12 protein-coding genes, 1 tRNA gene, 2 rRNA genes and 1 pseudogene are annotated in these 17362 nt (G+C 40.4%); 2 read left to right on the top strand and 14 right to left on the bottom strand.

From position 1 onward, the window contains the following. Window positions 1-2: 2 nt before the first annotated feature. The 6 genes from cysN to cysJ form a co-directional block, all read right to left on the bottom strand. Complete coding sequence (cysN, locus tag GWJ05_RS09255) at window positions 3-1454, bottom strand: sulfate adenylyltransferase subunit CysN (protein WP_036934797.1); 1452 nt, start codon at window positions 1452-1454, stop codon at window positions 3-5. An 11-nt stretch (window positions 1455-1465) separates the two neighbouring features. Continuing rightward, the gene (gene cysD, locus GWJ05_RS09260; RefSeq protein ID WP_161681371.1) at window positions 1466-2374 is read right to left on the bottom strand and encodes a sulfate adenylyltransferase subunit CysD; all 909 of its coding nucleotides are present in this window, start codon (window positions 2372-2374) and stop codon (window positions 1466-1468) included. Window positions 2375-2385: 11 nt separating this feature from the next. After that, window positions 2386-3810: a siroheme synthase CysG gene (gene cysG, locus GWJ05_RS09265; protein ID WP_161681372.1), complete on the bottom strand. Its 1425-nt coding sequence runs from the start codon at window positions 3808-3810 to the stop codon at window positions 2386-2388. Window positions 3811-4016: 206 nt separating this feature from the next. Continuing rightward, on the bottom strand, window positions 4017-4748 hold the full coding sequence (locus tag GWJ05_RS09270; RefSeq protein ID WP_036934801.1) for a phosphoadenylyl-sulfate reductase: 732 nt from the start codon (window positions 4746-4748) through the stop codon (window positions 4017-4019). Then, on the bottom strand, window positions 4745-6475 hold the full coding sequence (gene cysI, locus GWJ05_RS09275) for an assimilatory sulfite reductase (NADPH) hemoprotein subunit (RefSeq protein ID WP_036934803.1): 1731 nt from the start codon (window positions 6473-6475) through the stop codon (window positions 4745-4747). Before cysI ends, GWJ05_RS09270 begins: the two co-directional genes overlap by 4 nt. Continuing rightward, window positions 6476-8287, bottom strand: coding sequence for an NADPH-dependent assimilatory sulfite reductase flavoprotein subunit (gene cysJ / locus GWJ05_RS09280; protein WP_161681373.1), 1812 nt, complete (start codon window positions 8285-8287; stop codon window positions 6476-6478). Between the two features lie 298 nt (window positions 8288-8585). On the opposite strand from cysJ, the gene queD reads away from it, so the two are divergent. Beyond that, entirely contained in the window at window positions 8586-8951 is a 366-nt protein-coding gene (queD, locus tag GWJ05_RS09285; RefSeq protein ID WP_087803050.1) for a 6-carboxytetrahydropterin synthase QueD, read from the top strand. A gap of 79 nt (window positions 8952-9030) precedes the next feature. On the opposite strand, the gene queE is transcribed toward queD, so the two are convergent. Continuing rightward, the gene (gene queE, locus GWJ05_RS09290) at window positions 9031-9702 is read right to left on the bottom strand and encodes a 7-carboxy-7-deazaguanine synthase QueE (RefSeq protein ID WP_036934809.1); all 672 of its coding nucleotides are present in this window, start codon (window positions 9700-9702) and stop codon (window positions 9031-9033) included. Window positions 9703-9868: 166 nt separating this feature from the next. On the opposite strand from queE, the gene GWJ05_RS09295 reads away from it, so the two are divergent. After that, window positions 9869-11236 (top strand): amino acid permease, encoded by a 1368-nt coding sequence (locus GWJ05_RS09295; RefSeq protein WP_036934811.1) that lies wholly within the window; start codon window positions 9869-9871, stop codon window positions 11234-11236. An 88-nt stretch (window positions 11237-11324) separates the two neighbouring features. Here the strand turns inward: GWJ05_RS09295 and GWJ05_RS09300 are convergent. The 7 genes and pseudogenes from GWJ05_RS09300 to GWJ05_RS09330 form a co-directional block, all read right to left on the bottom strand. Further along, window positions 11325-12507: pseudogene (locus tag GWJ05_RS09300) on the bottom strand (methionine gamma-lyase). Window positions 12508-12526: 19 nt separating this feature from the next. Continuing rightward, window positions 12527-12925, bottom strand: a complete 399-nt coding sequence (locus GWJ05_RS09305; protein WP_036934814.1) for a hypothetical protein — start codon at window positions 12923-12925, stop codon at window positions 12527-12529. An 11-nt stretch (window positions 12926-12936) separates the two neighbouring features. After that, window positions 12937-14130, bottom strand: coding sequence for an NAD(P)/FAD-dependent oxidoreductase (locus tag GWJ05_RS09310; RefSeq protein WP_036934816.1), 1194 nt, complete (start codon window positions 14128-14130; stop codon window positions 12937-12939). 184 nt (window positions 14131-14314) lie between these two features. Next, complete coding sequence (locus GWJ05_RS09315) at window positions 14315-15100, bottom strand: endonuclease/exonuclease/phosphatase family protein (protein WP_036934818.1); 786 nt, start codon at window positions 15098-15100, stop codon at window positions 14315-14317. A 217-nt stretch (window positions 15101-15317) separates the two neighbouring features. Further along, window positions 15318-15394: transfer RNA gene (locus GWJ05_RS09320), tRNA-Asp, on the bottom strand. A gap of 51 nt (window positions 15395-15445) precedes the next feature. Continuing rightward, a 5S ribosomal RNA gene (rrf, locus tag GWJ05_RS09325) occupies window positions 15446-15561 on the bottom strand. A gap of 116 nt (window positions 15562-15677) precedes the next feature. After that, window positions 15678-17362, bottom strand: a 23S ribosomal RNA gene (locus tag GWJ05_RS09330); the annotation flags it as partial.

Below are 17362 nucleotides of genomic sequence, written 5' to 3' on the forward strand. Positions count from 1 at the left end.
CTTTATTTTCCTCCAAGAAGATCTCTTGCTCCCCAATGAGGAAAATGACGACGGATAAGCTGATTAAGTTCAACTTCAAAAACATCATATTGCGTAGTCGTGTGCGTCGGAGCGTTTCGAGTTTCTCGGATAAGCCCAGCGCCTACCGTGACATTGCTTAACCTATCAATAAAAATAAGTCCGCCCATATCGGCATTTTCTTGATAATTATCAAGCACTAATGGCTCTTCAAATGAAACTTCAACACGACCAATTGCATTTAAACTTAAGTTATCTGTCACTTGTTGGGTAAGCTTATTCACATCTACTTGATAATGAATATTCTCTATTTTTGCTCGACTCTTTTTGCCTGCAATTTTGATATCAAGTATGTGCCCTTGTACTAAAGATTGCTCTGACATCCACACCACATCCATCAATGCATGAGTGCTAATATTGGCTGTTGTATCGTTATTATCAACGATGATATCACCACGACTAATATCAATTTCATCCGTTAAAACAAGTGTAATTGCTTGTCCAGCACTCGCTTGTGTTAAATCACCATCAAAAGTAACAATACGCTTGATAGTAGAACATTGCCCTGAAGGTAATACTTTTATTTGTTGCCCTTGGTAAAGAACACCAGAAGAAATTGTGCCACTGTATCCTCTAAAATCTAGATCTGGGCGATTTACATATTGCACAGGAAAACGCAATAATTGCGTAGATGAACCTAATTTGACTGGCGCATCTTCCAAAAGTGACAGCAAGGTTTTTCCTTGATACCAAGGCATATTCAAGGAAGGTGAAACAACATTGTCACCCTCAAGTGCAGAAATGGGAACAAATTCAATGGTTAGATCAGCAGGTAGTTGATCGGCAAATTTAAGATAATCTTGTTGGATCGAATTAAAAACAGCTTGCTGGTGATCAACAAGATCCATTTTATTAATCGCTACAATCAGATGACGTATCCCTAACAAGGTGCTGATAAAACTGTGACGTCGCGTTTGCTCTTGTACGCCTTTTCGAACATCGATCAGCAGAATAGAAAGTGTACTTGTTGATGCACCTGTTGCCATATTACGGGTATATTGTGCATGTCCGGGTGTATCAGCAATAATAAACTTGCGTTTTGCCGTTGAAAAATAACGGTAAGCAACATCAATAGTGATCCCTTGCTCCCTTTCCGCAGCTAATCCATCCACCAGCAAAGCAAGATCAAGCTTTTCACCTTGCGTGCCAATTTTTTTACTTTCAGTTTGTAATGTAGAAAGCTGATCTTCGTAGATCTGCCTTGTATCATGAAGCAAACGTCCTATTAATGTACTTTTGCCATCATCAACGTCACCACAGGTTAAAAATCGTAATAACCCTTTGTGTTGTTGCATTTTAAGATAGCTTTCCACCCCACCCAAATGTGCAATTTCACCCGCAATAAGTTGATTGGTTTTCACAGCTGCAAGTCCCATATATCCTCCAATTAAAAGTAACCTTGGCGTTTTTTCAGTTCCATTGATGCGGACTGATCACTATCGATTAAACGCCCTTGTCGTTCACTGCTGGTGGAAATCAGCATTTCCTCAATAATGGCGGGTAGCGTTTCTGCTTGTGAGGGAATAGCTCCTGTTAATGGCCAGCATCCTAGGGTTCTAAATCGGACCTGTTGCTGAGTGATAACTTCTCCTGATTTAAGATCAATTCTGTCATCATCAACCATAATTAATGTGCCATCACGTTCAATAACAGGCCTATTTTTTGCAAAATAGAGAGGAACAATATCGATATTTTCTAAATAGATATATTGCCAAATATCGAGTTCAGTCCAATTAGATAATGGAAATACTCGAATGCTTTCACCTTTATTAATTTGACCGTTATAGTTTTTCCATAATTCAGGCCGTTGATTTTTCGGATCCCAACGATGAGATCTATCTCTAAACGAATAAATACGTTCTTTGGCTCGTGACTTTTCTTCATCACGGCGAGCGCCACCAAATGCCACATCAAAACCATATTTGTCTAAAGCTTGCTTTAACCCTTCTGTTTTCATGATATCCGTATGTTTTGCACTACCATGAATAAACGGGTTAATTCCAAGCTCTGCACCTTGTGGATTACGATAAACCTTAAGATCAAACCCATATTCTTTAGCTGTTTTATCTCGAAATTCATACATTTCTCGAAATTTCCAACCAGTATCAACATGCAATAATGGAAACGGTAATTTAGCGGGATAAAATGCCTTACGTGCTAAATGCAACATCACCGAGGAATCTTTGCCTATTGAATAAAGCATGACGGGATTTGCAAATTCAGCGACAACTTCACGCAGGATATAAATACTTTCTGCTTCTAATTGCTGAAGATGCGTTAACTGTGTTTCATTCATAACAACCTCGTTTAGGCAAAATGAACCAAAGGTGAATGGAGTGACGGTAAGGATTGATAAGCATATCTATCACCAAACCACGCAAGTTGGTGATGTAGTGCAGCGACTTCTCCCACAATTAATAAAGCGGGAGTCGGTGCTTTTTCAGCTAACTGCGCTAATTGTGTTAGGTTTCCCGTGAAGACTTGCTGATCACGACGAGTGCCACAACTAATCACCGCGATAGGCGTTAATGGAGAACGTCCGAGTTTGATTAAACGCTGGCTAATAAGCTCTGCTTTTGCTGTCCCCATATAAATAGCGAGAGTGTGATTAGCTTGCGCTAACGATGCCCAATCCGGTTCATTCCCATCCGTTTTACAATGCCCTGTCATAAAGGTGACACTTTGAGCATATTGTCGGTGGGTTAACGGGATCCCTGCATAGGCACTCGCTCCGCTCGCTGCAGTGATCCCCGGTACAACTTGAAAAGAGATCCCATGCGTGATAGCAACTTCAATTTCTTCACCACCACGCCCAAAAATAAAGGGATCTCCCCCTTTTAATCGAACAACACGTTTACCTAATTGCGCATATTTCACAATCAGTGCATTTGTTTCCTCTTGAGAAACACTGTGATGTCCCGCTCTTTTGCCCACACAAATAGTGTCAGCATCGCGTCGTACAAGCTCTAAAACCTCTGGACTCACTAAACTGTCGTAGAGCACAACTTCAGCTTGTTGAATAACCTGTAAACCGCGCAGTGTTAATAACCCTGCATCACCGGGGCCAGCCCCAACCAATGCAAGTTCGCCTTGTTGGCTCTCTTTTTGTTTCAATTGTTGTTCAAGCAAGGCTTCTGCTTGTGCTAATTGATCGCTTGCTACTAAAGAAGCAAATTTACCGCTGAAAGCTTGCTCCCAAAAACGACAACGAGCTTGAAAAGTCTCTAAGTGCTGTTTCACTTTGTTGCGCCATTTTCCTGCTATTGTCGCCATTGCGCCTAATGAACTTGGCAATAAGGCTTCTAACTTTTCACGGATCATTCGCACTAAAACAGGTGCTTTTCCTGCCGATGAAATGGCAATCAAAATAGGATTTCTATCGATAATGGCAGGAAAAATAAATGAGCATTGAGGTTGTGAATCCACGACATTAACAAAAATATGTCGTGCTTGTGTATCAAGATAAACTTGCTGATTAAGCACACTGTCATCCGTAGCCACAATAACCAGCATCATTCCTAATAGATGCTCAGATTGATATTTTGCTGACACCCATTCAATTTTGTCTTGCTGATAAGCAAGATGTAATTCATCACACAACTGAGGTGCTATCACTCTTAAACGAGCACCTGCTCTTAATAACAGCAAAGCTTTACGCGCAGCAACATGACCACCACCCACCAATAACACCGGGCGTTCTTTTAATTCAACAAATAAGGGTAGGTAATCCATACACGTATCTCTTCTTCATTGTTCACTTTATAACTAACGACTATAAAAGGTGCTTTAGAGGTTATGAAATGACAAAAAGCTATGTAATGGAACAGAAAGGAATAAGGAAAAATAAAACAATTTCAATGGGTTATTTTTTTTTAAAACGACAAATAGGGCAATAGATTGAACTATTACCCTAACTATTTTATTGATAAATAATGACGTTATTCGTGTAACCCACACTCACGTTTTAAGCCAAAAAAGCGAGTCTCTTCTTCACTCATACCTTCTTCCCATTTTCGGGTTGTATGAGTATCACCTACAGAGAGATAACCTTGCTCCCATAAAGGGTGATAAGGTAAACCGTTCTCTTTAAGATATTGATAAACCTGCTTATTATCCCAATCTACTATTGGTAAAAACTTAAAGATCCCTTTTGCGATTGAAAGCACTGGCAAATGCTCACGGCTTTTAGATTGTTGTCGGCGAAGACCTGCAAACCATGTTTGAGCCTGTAATGCTTTTAACGCCCTTTCCATCGGCTCTACTTTGTTTATCTGGTTATAACGTTCAATACCATCAATGCCTTCTAACCAAAGTTTGCCATAGCGCGCTTCTTGCCAAGATGAAGATATTTCAGCTCGATAGATATGTAAGTTAAGTTGTAACTGCTGAGTCAACGTATCAATAAATTGATAGGTTTCAGGAAACAAATAACCTGTATCGGTCAAAATCACTGGAATATCAGGATATTGCCGAGTAATCAAATGCAAACAGACTGCCGCTTGAATACCAAAACTAGAGCTTAATACATAAGCTTTAGGCAAATGAGCTAAAGCCCAAGTAACACGTTCAATAGCACTGAGTTGCTCAAGTTGTTGATTAATTTCAGTTAACGTTTGCTGTTGTTCTTCTATCGATAATAGCCTTAGTTGATCAAGGTGAAATAGACTCATACAGCCTCCTGCACTTCATAAAAATCCACGGCAGAATTAAGTACAGGTTTAACAACATCCGTACGGATAAGGAAATCACCAAATCCTTCATTGTTATGGCGAGAAATAGCCCATTCACCAATCAATGAATCAAGTATTGCTATAATTTCTTGCGAGGTAATATTTTCACGATACATTCTAGGTATACGTGTACCTATACGATTACCGCCTAAATGTAAGTTATAACGATCGGGGGCTTTTCCCACCAGCCCAACTTCTGCCAACATAGCTCTGCCACAGCCATTCGGGCATCCTGTTACACGAACAACAATATGCTCATCACTCACACCATGTTTTGTCATCAAACGATCAAGTGTATCCGTGAATGAAGGTAAAAAGCGCTCAGCTTCGGCCATCGCTAATGGGCAAGTTGGAAACGAAACACAGGCCATCGCATGTTCACGCAGTGGAGTCACCCTGTCATCAATCAATCCATATTGGCGAGCAATAGCTTCAATACTTGCTTTCTCACTTTCAGGTACACCTGCCACAATTAAATTTTGATTGGCAGTAAGGCGAAAATCACCTTGATGAATTTTAGCAATTTCAGCCACACCAGTTTTTAACTGAGCATCAGGTTTATCAATTAATCGGCCACTTTCAATAAATAAAGTAAGATGCCATTTATCATCAACACCTTTTAGCCACCCCATTTGATCGCCTCGATGCGTAAATTCATAAGGTCGAATAGCATCAAAAATCACGCCTGAACGACGTTCAACTTCCTTTTTAAATGTCTCGATCCCCACACGTTCTAATGTGTATTTCGTTTTTGCATTTTTACGCTCAGTGCGATTTCCCCAATCACGTTGAGTCGTTACAATGGCTTCTGCAATTGCTAGTGTTTTCTCAATAGGAATATAACCAAATTCACTGGCTAAGCGAGGAAAGGTATTCTTATCGCCATGTGTCATCGCAAGACCGCCCCCGACCAGCACATTAAACCCAATAAGGCGTCCATTTTCAGCAATTGCAATAAAATTCATATCATTTGCATGAAGATCAACATCATTATGAGGCGGGATCACCACTGAAGTTTTAAATTTTCGAGGCAAATAGGTTTCCCCTAAAATAGGCTCTTCATCAGTCGTCGCTATCTTTTCTTTATCTAACCAAATTTCAGCATATGCATGAGTGCGAGGTAATAAATGCTCTGATATTTTTTTTGCCCACTCATACGCTTCTTGATGCAATGAAGATTGCACTGGGTTTGAAGTACATAAGACATTACGATTAACATCATTCGCGGTTGCCAGAGAATCAAGCCCTGTGGCAGCTAACATTTGATGAGCAGGTTTTACATTGCCCTTTAAGATGCCATGAAATTGAAAAGTTTGGCGATTAGTAATTCGAATACTGCCATAAAGCGTATTTTCTGTCGCAAACTGATCAATGCTAAGCCACTGTTTAGGGGAGATAATGCCACCAGGTAAACGACAACGTAACATCATCGCATGACGAGGTTCTAACATTTGCTGAGCACGCTCAGCACGAATATCTCTGTCGTCTTGCTGATACATGCCATGAAAGCGGATCAGTAGAAAATTATCGCCTTCAAAGCCCCCTGTTAAACCATTTTGTAAGTCTTCTGTAATAGTGCCACGTAAAAAATGACTCTCTTTTTTCATGCGTTCACTATCAGATAGTTTCCCTTCAACCACTAAGGGCGCTTGAGTATGTAATTTCATTTAATAGACATCCCTCTGATAACGCCGTTCTAGACGTAGCTCACTTAAATATTCTTCTGCTTCTTCACTATTTTTATTGCCATACTCCATCACAATATCTAACAACGCCTGCTCAACATCTTTTGCCATATGTGATGCATCACCACAGACATAAAGATAAGCGCCTTGTTGTAACCATTGCCAAATCTCACTACCACGTTCACGTAATTTATCTTGCACATAAATTTTATGTGCTTGATCTCGTGACCATGCTAAATCGATATGAGTTAACAGGCCGATTTTGACATAACGTTGCCATTCCACTTGATAGAGAAAATCTTCAACAAAATGAGGGTTACCGAAAAATAACCAGTTTTTGCCTGTTGCACCGTCATTTTCGCGCTGTTGCATAAAGCCTCTAAAAGGCGCAATACCTGTACCTGGGCCAATCATAATCACGGGAGCATCGTTATTGTTGGGTAACCGAAAATGCACATTCTTTTCGATAAAGACATTGACGGTATCGCCTTCTTTTAAGCGGTCAGCTAAAAAGCCAGAAGCGCCTCCAGTATAAACATGCGAATTTACGTCATAACGCACAACACCCAACGTAAGGTGTACTTCGTCTTCCACTTCCTGTTGTGATGAAGCGATAGAATAAAGGCGAGGTGTTAATGGACGTAAAATATCCACAAAGTCTTGTGCCGTTGGTTGAGCACAATATTGGCGAACCATTTCATTGATAGGGTGTTTTTGTGCATATTGCTGAAGCTTTGTTTTATCCGCAATCAGTGACAATAAATCTTCATGGCGCGTCAGTTGCGCATAGGCTTTGACGATAGGTGCGCTATTTTGAGTCAGCTCACAATGATGCAATAAGGCGTCTTTTAAGGTAAATGTTTGAGATTTTAACGTGACAGTTTCATCCCCTCTTAGCCACAATAACGCAATAAGTTCATCGACTTTTTCAGGCGAATTATTAAACCAAATGCCCAACGCATCACCAGGCTCATAATGCAAATCAGAACCTTTAAGACTGATTTCAATATGACGAATATCTCTATCTGAATTTCTGCCCGTAATTTTTTGATTAGTGAGTAATGTGGCGCTAAAAGGAGCATCACGATGGTAAAGAGAAGCATCAATCGTATCAGTCGTCCCCGATTGTGTTTGTTGTAATACTTGCGTACTTTGTGTCGGGATCCTTGCTTTTAAAATCTCTGTAATCTGCTTTATCCATTTCTCTGCAACAGCTTGATATTCAACATCAGCATCAACCCGAGGCAATAAACGTGTTGCGCCAAGTTGGGCAATGCGCTCATCAAAATCTTTACCTGCTTTGCAAAAATGCTCATACGAAGAATCACCTAAGCTCAATACCGCATAAGACGTTTCCTTCATTTCAGACGCTTTTTTAGAGTGCAGATATTTATAAAAAGCGATCGCTTCTTCTGGAGGCTCACCCTCACCTTGTGTGGAGGCAACAATAATTAAAGTTGTCGCTTTATGGATCTGCTTAAATTTATATTCACTGGCAGAGTGCAACTCAACATTCAATTTATGGGCAACTAAGTTATCTCGCAATTGTTCTGCCAGATGGCGTGCATTACCCGTCTGAGAAGCAGAGATTAATGTTATTGTCTCTTGCTCTGGCACTTGTGGTGAAACAACCGTTGTTGGCGCGGGTACGGTAGCATGATCCAATTGCCCCCATAAATACCCTGATAACCACGCGATTTGCGCTGTTGAGAGATCTTTTGTTGCGTCCTGTAATTTATTCAATTGCTCCAGCGTTAATGGAAGTATTGATAATAATGGAGGTTGGTTGCTCATTTATTCTGCCTTAAAAAAGTAAAGCGCTTATCTGTGCTTTATTGTTCTTTGATAATATTTCTAATATTGAGAGGGTATCCCACGACTAGAAGGTGAATTAAAGACCTGTTGGCTCTATCTAATAACCTTAAATGCTAAATTTATTTATCGGTTTCCTTTACCAATATAATTAATAAGCAAAAAGGAACATAACAAGCCATTAAGATTAAGGGAGATTAGGCGTGATTAGCTAAATCAGCTACACTGATAGACTTCGTACTATTTGTGTCTTTTTTTTACTAATTAAGTCAAGAGAGTTTTGATGACAACCACCATCTTTAAAGATTTTCAGTTTGAAGCTGCCCACCACTTACCACATGTTCCAGAAGGCCACAAATGTGGACGCCTTCATGGACACTCTTTTCTTGTTAGATTAGAACTAACAGGTGAAATTGATCCTCATTCAGGTTGGCTTATTGATTTTGCTGATGTTAAAGCCGCATTTAAACCTACTCTTGAACGTCTTGATCACTACTATCTTAATGAAATTGAAGGTCTTGAAAATCCGACAAGCGAAGTGCTCGCAAAATGGATTTGGCAACAAGTCAAGCCAACACTACCGTTGTTATCGGCAGTAATGGTTAAAGAGACGTGTACAGCAGGATGTATTTATCGCGGTGAATAGATCGGTATTAACATTCCCCACTTATCACCTAAAAAAATCAGCCTATTATTGGCTGATTTTTTTCATAATAACGATGTGATCACGCAATATTTAAATATTTATGCGTTTGCATTGAGAAACGCCAATTACGTTCAATACAGGTTTTAATACATAATGTGGTTGCACTCTCTTTACAACTAATGGGTTGCAAAGCAATAACTGGGGCTGGCTGTTGAGTGCGTAAAGTCAGTAAGGCATCCAATACTTCAATATCTTTTTCACGTCCTACTGGGTGTTTTATCTCATTTGCCCGATTGATGGCATTCGGTAAAACACGAAATCCGCCTCGCATACCTACTTTGGGGGAAAGTGTCACCCACGTTTTCTCACTACATAGAATATCGTGAGTACCACTGGTTTCTATTTGGCAAACAAAACCCGCTTGCTCTAGTCTTTCAGTTAAAGGACGCAAATCATATAAGCAAGGCTCGCCACCTGTAATAACAATATGTTTTGCACTATAACCTTGTTGCTGAAAAAGTGATAAAATTTCAGTAGCACTGGCTTCGCCCCATGTATCGCTTTCTTGCGTTTTAATTGGGATATCACCAAGAGGAACTTTTTTTTCATCCTTTTTTTCCCAAGTATGCTTCGTATCACACCAACTACAGCCGACTGGGCAACCTTGTAATCGAACAAAAAGCGCAGGAACGCCAGTAAAAACACCTTCACCCTGTAAGGTTTGAAACACTTCATTAATGGGGTATTGCATAAGAAACTCTGATATCCAATGAATGCTGATGATTATTACAGATAACTATCTCACCGTAAGAGGCTTTATGATAAGGTACATGGTTTGTTTTGAATAGCTAACGTGCGCGAAGACACTGAAAAAGAGGATAGAGTTCCTCCGTTGGACAGAGATGGGAATACTTTAGATGCAAAAAGAGAATCAACTTTCACGAGGATTATCAGGGCGGCACATTCGTTTCATGGCGCTAGGCTCTGCAATCGGTACAGGTTTATTTTATGGTTCAGCTGCGGCGATTGAAAAAGCAGGTCCCGCAGTGTTACTTGCTTACCTTATTGGTGGTGCAGCAGTATTTATGGTTATGCGTGCATTAGGTGAAATGGCCGTTCATCATCCAGTTGCAGGCTCTTTCTCACAATATGCAAGCCATTACATGGGGCCTTTAGCTGGCTTCTTAACTGGTTGGAACTATGTTTTTGAAATGCTGATTGTTTGTCTAGCAGACGTCACGGCATTCGGTTTTTATATGAAACTCTGGTTCCCAGATGTTGATCAATGGATATGGGTTTTAGGGATAGTCTGTTTTATTGGCGCTTTAAACCTTTGCCATGTGAAGATATTTGGTGAAATGGAATTTTGGCTTTCTATCGTTAAAGTCACCGCTATTATCGCAATGATCATTGGTGGTGTTGTCATTATGATGTATGGCTTTGGCCAACAAACTGAACATCCTATTGGGATCTCTAACTTATGGGAGTTTGGTGGCTTTATGCCTAATGGTATTGAAGGGGTCATCGCTTCGCTTGCCATTGTGATGTTTGCGTTTGGTGGGATTGAAGTGATTGGTATTACTGCCAGTGAAGCTAAAGATCCTGAGAAAACCATTCCTAAAGCTATCAATGCCGTACCGTTTCGTATCTTATTATTCTATGTTCTAACGATATTCATTCTAATGTGTATTTTCCCTTGGCAACAAATTGGCCATAACGGTAGCCCATTTGTACAGATTTTCTCAAATCTTGGAATAAATTCAGCGGCAAATATCTTAAACCTTGTGGTTATCACTGCCGCAATCTCAGCCATCAACAGTGATATCTTTGGGGCTGGTCGTATGATGTACGGTATGGCTCAAGAAGGGCAAGCACCTAAATCCTTTATGAAACTTACTCGTAATGGTGTGCCTTGGATGACGGTATTAGTCATGTCTGTCGTACTCTTACTTGGCGTCGTGCTTAATTACCTTATCCCAGAACAGATCTTCGTTTTAATCGCTTCTATTGCGACATTTGCAACAGTTTGGGTTTGGTTAATGATTTTACTTTCTCAAGTCGCTATGCGTCGTAAGATGAGCACCGATGAAATAAAAACACTGAAATTCCCTGTGCCATTTTGGCCTGTTGCACCAGCGCTGACTATCATCTTTATGGCGTTTGTTATCGCAATTTTAGGCTATTTTGAATCAACCAGAATGGCATTAGTTGTGGGTATGATCTGGGTGGCTATTTTAACCATCGGCTACTATGTGGGTATCAAACCAAGAATGAACCAGAAATAAACCATATTTCTGAATTAACCAATATTTGAGTTGAATAATAAAGGCTGTGGATAATTTCACAGCCTTTTTCTTTATAACATAATAGCGACTAAGCCAGTGCTTGTTCTAGATCTGCAATTAAATCATCCACATCTTCCAAACCAATTGATAAACGAACTAAACCATCACTAATGCCATGCCTTTGTCGTTCTTCTGCACTATAAGTAGCATGGGTCATTGTTGCTGGATGTTGAGCTAAAGACTCGCAATCGCCTAAGCTCACAGCTCGACTAAAAAGATTTAAGCGATTGAGAAACGCTCTGCCTCCTTTAATGCCTCCTTTTAACTCAATAGCTATCATACCTCCCGCTAACCGCATTTGACGTTTGGCTAGCTCATATTGAGGGAAAGAAGCCAGTCCAGGATAATGAATAGTTTCAACTTTAGGATGCTCTTCAAGGTATTGTGCGATACGTTGCGCATTTTGCGCAGATTAGCTCCATTCTTATGCCTAACGTTTTTATGCCTCGTAATATTAACGAGGCATCGTGAGGAGACAAACAAGCCCCTGTCATATCCTTTAAACCTTCAACACGTATTTTATCTGCTAAGGCGTATTTGGTAATAATAGCCCCCGCAGTTACATCACCATGTCCTGATAAATACTTGGTCATGGAATGCACAACAATATCTGCGCCAAGTTCTAAAGGTTTTTGTAAATAAGGCGAGCAATAAGTACTATCGACCATCACTAAAATACTGTGCTGATGCGCAATTTTTGATATTTTTGTTATATCACTAACTCGCATATTAGGATTTGCGGGCGTTTCAAAGAAAATTAATTTCGTTTTCTCTGTCATTGCTCCTTTTAAGTTTTCAAGGTTAGTTAAATCAACGTGCTTTATTTTAATGCCAAATTTAGCAAGCCCATGATTGAAAAAAGAAAAAGTACAGCCATAAAGTGTCATATCAGCAATTAATTCATCACCGGGCTGAAGCAACGACCAGCAAGTTGAAGTAATCGCCCCCATTCCTGAAGAAAAAACAACGGCAGCCTCACCATTTTCTAATTGCGCTAATCGCTTTTCTAATAAATCTAAAGTAGGATTTGAGATCCGTGAATAAAAATGCCCTTTTTGCCTTCCTGCAAAGCAATCTGCGCCATATTGAGCCGTCGGAAAAACAAAAGTAGACGTTTGAAAAACAGGAGGCACTAATGCCCCCTGAAAATCTAGCGGAGAATAACCATAATGTATTGCTTGAGTATTAAAATTTTTATTACCTTGCGTCATTATATATCCTTATTACTAATTAACTTTCTATTCTTTGATTGTTTTCCCCAATAATTTGAACCGTTCTTAAAATAATTGAAATCCCTTTAAGGGTATCTGGGTTTTTTAATAATGAGAAAGTTGAACCTAAAGTATATTTTTTATCTTGGTAAATAGATTCTTTTTTTGCCATATTATAAGCAGCACTCAACTCCCATGCTGGAATCAATGTTTCTTCAAAGGCAACCGACAATTTTTCAACTGTTGCATTATCCATAATATCTATTGAGTCTGAAATTAAGGATAATAAGTCAATGATATTATCAAAACGCTTTAATGCTAATAATGGTCGTGCTTTTTCTAATAAATGTTGAAAATGTTGTTTATCTTCATCCGATAATATTTGAATATCTTCTGGGCTTAAATTATTTTCACTCATTATTGTATCCCCTATAATAATCCTCTGACTGTCGCCCAATATAAACCTCGGTTATAACTATTACGTAGCAATCCACCCAACTTCGTCGGTGGTGTCGGTATTACGTCATGCTTATAGTCATATTGTAATGGCATTCCAGCTGATAACCCCATTTGTGCAACAGCTTGTACTCGACCATCGTAAATGGCAGCAGGATAACCATAGCGAAGTTCACCACAAATATTATTCGCAATCACTCCCGCTTGGTTATGACAGCTACCACCGGCTTTACTAATCGGTAAATCAACAGTATCACCAAGAACATAAACTTGATTTAATCCATAAACTTGTAATGTTTCGGGATCAGTGGGTAACCAACCTTCTCCGTTTTTATGTTCACTTAACCCAGTATTACGAATAGCTTCAACAGCAGTAATTGGTGGCGTACTCATAAGGATATCAAACGGTTCTGCTTCACCTTCTTTTGAATAAGCTATCTTCTTATCAGGGTCTACATGGCTTAATGTGAATCCACGTTTAGCCTTAATATCCCGCTCAGAAAATACCGCCGGAAGGACTTCACAAACTTCTTGTTGCATAAATAAACAGTTTCTTAAAAGTTGAGCGACCGTAGGATAGGTGTAAACAATTTCAATATTATTTCTCACTCGACGTTGACGTAACAGTTCATCAAGCATCAAGGTTGTTTCCATAGGTGCAATACCGCATTGATGAGGCACATTCGGCGTTTCAGGGAAACTCACCGTAATAAATACACGCCCTTTTTCAATTGTCGCAAGTTTATCAGCAAGTGATCTAGCAGCTTCATATTGATAAAAATGATTTCCAGCTTCTTTTAAACCTTCAATTCGATGAGGACTAGGAACACAGCCAGTTGCTAAAACTAAAAAATCATAATTATATTTTTTCTTAGAACCACAATAAATAACTTTATTATTAAAGTCGAAGCGTTCCGCTTTATCAATAATAAATTCAATTTCGGGTCTTAATAAACTTCTTTCTGAACGCATTAACTCTTCTTTAAAAAAAATATTAAATGCAATATACATAAATGCAGGTTTGTAATAATGATGAGGATTATCTGAAATAAGTGTTATTTTAATTTTATTTGAAAATATTTCGTCATTTAATTTTTTAGCCAGGATATTAGCAAGAATCGTTCCGCCGGTACCACCGCCAATAATAACTATATTTTTTGTTGGCATTTTATTTCCTATATCTAGTAATGTTAGATAGACAAAAAAAGTATAGTAAAAGGCGTTAATATAACAAATAGATTAAACAGATAAATTAGTTAAGGAAAACATAATTATATTAATAAATGATAGATATAATCCTAAAATATTTAAATATTATTTATATAATATTTACCAATGTTATCATAACCTATTAATAGAATGTCGCAATTAAGGGATGATGATCAGATGCATCTGTGATTAAAACTTCAGCTTTATTCAACGATAAACCCCGATAAAAAATATAATCTAAAGGCTTACCAAACGCTTTAGTACGCCAATCATTATCAAAAATAACCTCTTTAAGCCTTAATCTTCTCGCAAAACGTTTTAATACATTCACTCTAGGCCGACTCCATGCATTAAAATCACCAGCCAAAATGATGGGGCCTTTATGGTGCATAATATGAACAGATAAATTACTTAATTGGCGCTGATACACATCAACACCAAAACTAAAATTAATTGCATGTACATTAATCACCATTAAATGATCACCCGTGATCAGCGGATATACCGTAATTAATGCCGATTTAGATAAACGTAGGAAAGGCTCTTTTTCTCGGAGAGGACAACAATAGATAGGATGTGAACTTGATAATGTCATCACACCTGCTGGATGCTGTTGAAAGGCTAAAGCTGGAACTTGATCTGCAATTAAGTGGTGAGTTCCAGCAAAACGAACAAGTTCTGGTGTCGTTTGAGCTTCTTGCAGTAAAAGCAAATGCGTATCTGTTGATAACGTTTCCAGCATGTTACGCCAATTAGGTCGTTGCTGTTTATAGATATTCCAAACTGCAATTTTTAGCGTGCCTTCTGTGTAAAGAGGCATTCCAATAGGTAACGTGTCCTTTCTTTCACTTAAAGGCGGGCTGGGTTCAATCCTTTCTACAGGTTGACCTGCCACAAAACGTACTGAATAAGTCGGTTTCTTCGCCATTAACAACCTCAGATAAGCAGCAAGATTTCTTGCTATAACTTAAGTATACCAAAGCCTAGCCTTACCCTCATCTTTTAAAAGGATACTATAATCAACTAAAGCAATTATTTTTATATAAAATAGTTATTTTTACTTAACTTTAGTAATTTAATGTATGTTTATTCTTAAGTTTTAAGCAAAAAAAAACCTAAGTCGTTAGACTTAGGTTTCTTATAGTTGGCGGAACGGACGGGACTCGAACCCGCGACCCCCTGCGTGACAGGCAGGTATTCTAACCAACTGAACTACCGCTCCGCGTATTCTTTTCGCACTTAATGTTTTACAACACTAATGCTTTAATTTAATGCCTGGCAGTTCCCTACTCTCACATGGGGAGACCCCACACTACCATCGGCGCTACAACGTTTCACTTCTGAGTTCGGCATGGGATCAGGTGGGACCGCTGCGCTATGGCCACCAAGCAAATTCGGTTTTATTACCCGCTTCTTTCCTTTCGGTCAGTCGCCAGTAATATCAATCTTAAACAAGCCTACTTTATCTACTCTTCGTCTCTCAGACAAAACACCTTCGGTGTTGTCAGGTTAAGCCTCACGGTTCATTAGTACTGGTTAGCTCAACGTATCGCTACGCTTACACACCCAGCCTATCAACGTCTTAGTCTTAAACGTTCCTTTAGGTCACTCAAGGTGACAGGGAAGACTCATCTCGAGGCAAGTTTCCCGCTTAGATGCTTTCAGCGGTTATCTCTTCCGCACTTAGCTACCGGGCAATGCCATTGGCATGACAACCCGAACACCAGTGGTGCGTTCACTCCGGTCCTCTCGTACTAGGAGCAACCCCTCTCAATCTTCCAACGCCCACGGCAGATAGGGACCGAACTGTCTCACGACGTTCTAAACCCAGCTCGCGTACCACTTTAAATGGCGAACAGCCATACCCTTGGGACCTACTTCAGCCCCAGGATGTGATGAGCCGACATCGAGGTGCCAAACACCGCCGTCGATATGAACTCTTGGGCGGTATCAGCCTGTTATCCCCGGAGTACCTTTTATCCGTTGAGCGATGGCCCTTCCATTCAGAACCACCGGATCACTAAGACCTACTTTCGTACCTGCTCGAGCCGTCACTCTCACAGTCAAGCTGGCTTATGCCTTTGCACTAACCGCATGATGTCCGACCATGCTTAGCCAACCTTCGTGCTCCTCCGTTACTCTTTAGGAGGAGACCGCCCCAGTCAAACTACCCACCAGACACGGTCCCCGATCCAGATTATGGACCTAGGTTAGAACATCAAACGTTAAAGGGTGGTATTTCAAGGTTGACTCCATGCAGACTGGCGTCCACACTTCATAGTCTCCCACCTATCCTACACATCAAGGCTCAATGTTCAGTGTCAAGCTATAGTAAAGGTTCACGGGGTCTTTCCGTCTTGCCGCGGGTACACTGCATCTTCACAGCGAGTTCAATTTCACTGAGTCTCGGGTGGAGACAGCCTGGCCATCATTACGCCATTCGTGCAGGTCGGAACTTACCCGACAAGGAATTTCGCTACCTTAGGACCGTTATAGTTACGGCCGCCGTTTACTGGGGCTTCGATCAAGAGCTTCTCCCTAAGGATAACCCCATCAATTAACCTTCCAGCACCGGGCAGGCGTCACACCGTATACGTCCACTTTCGTGTTTGCACAGTGCTGTGTTTTTAATAAACAGTTGCAGCCAGCTGGTATCTTCGACTGGCTTCGGCTCCGTCCGCAAGGGACTTCACTTACCGCCAGCGTGCCTTCTCCCGAAGTTACGGCACCATTTTGCCTAGTTCCTTCACCCGAGTTCTCTCAAGCGCCTGAGTATTCTCTACCTGACCACCTGTGTCGGTTTGGGGTACGATTGTTGGTAACCTGAAGCTTAGAGGCTTTTCCTGGAAGCAGGGCATCAATTGCTTCACCACCTTAGTGGCTCGTCATCACACCTCAGCATTAAGTGACCGGATTTGCCTAATCACTCTGCCTACATGCTTGAACCGGGACGACCGTCGCCCGGACAACCTAGCCTTCTCCGTTCCCCCATCGCAGTTACCACCAGTACGGGAATATTAACCCGTTTCCCATCGACTACGCTTTTCAGCCTCGCCTTAGGGGTCGACTCACCCTGCCCCGATTAACGTTGGACAGGAACCCTTGGTCTTCCGGCGTGCGGGTTTTTCACCCGCATTATCGTTACTTATGTCAGCATTCGCACTTCTGATACCTCCAGCATACCTCACAG

Origin of the sequence: Proteus sp. G2626 (genome assembly GCF_009915985.1) — a bacterium.
GTDB classification, from domain to species: domain Bacteria; phylum Pseudomonadota; class Gammaproteobacteria; order Enterobacterales; family Enterobacteriaceae; genus Proteus; species Proteus vulgaris.

Bases quoted from the DNA above. Each gene is read 5' to 3' on its own strand.
- GWJ05_RS09315 (WP_036934818.1), bottom strand. From the start codon at position 15,100: ATGGCGAAGAAACCGACTTATTCAGTACGTTTTGTGGCAGGTCAACCT.
- cysN (WP_036934797.1), bottom strand. From the start codon at position 1,454: ATGGGACTTGCAGCTGTGAAAACCAATCAACTTATTGCGGGTGAAATT.
- cysG (WP_161681372.1), bottom strand. From the start codon at position 3,810: ATGGATTACCTACCCTTATTTGTTGAATTAAAAGAACGCCCGGTGTTA.
- GWJ05_RS09270 (WP_036934801.1), bottom strand. From the start codon at position 4,748: ATGAGTCTATTTCACCTTGATCAACTAAGGCTATTATCGATAGAAGAA.
- cysI (WP_036934803.1), bottom strand. From the start codon at position 6,475: ATGAAATTACATACTCAAGCGCCCTTAGTGGTTGAAGGGAAACTATCT.
- GWJ05_RS09310 (WP_036934816.1), bottom strand. From the start codon at position 14,130: ATGCCAACAAAAAATATAGTTATTATTGGCGGTGGTACCGGCGGAACG.
- cysD (WP_161681371.1), bottom strand. From the start codon at position 2,374: ATGAATGAAACACAGTTAACGCATCTTCAGCAATTAGAAGCAGAAAGT.
- queE (WP_036934809.1), bottom strand. From the start codon at position 9,702: ATGCAATACCCCATTAATGAAGTGTTTCAAACCTTACAGGGTGAAGGT.
- GWJ05_RS09305 (WP_036934814.1), bottom strand. From the start codon at position 12,925: ATGAGTGAAAATAATTTAAGCCCAGAAGATATTCAAATATTATCGGAT.
- cysJ (WP_161681373.1), bottom strand. From the start codon at position 8,287: ATGAGCAACCAACCTCCATTATTATCAATACTTCCATTAACGCTGGAG.
- GWJ05_RS09295 (WP_036934811.1), top strand. From the start codon at position 9,869: ATGCAAAAAGAGAATCAACTTTCACGAGGATTATCAGGGCGGCACATT.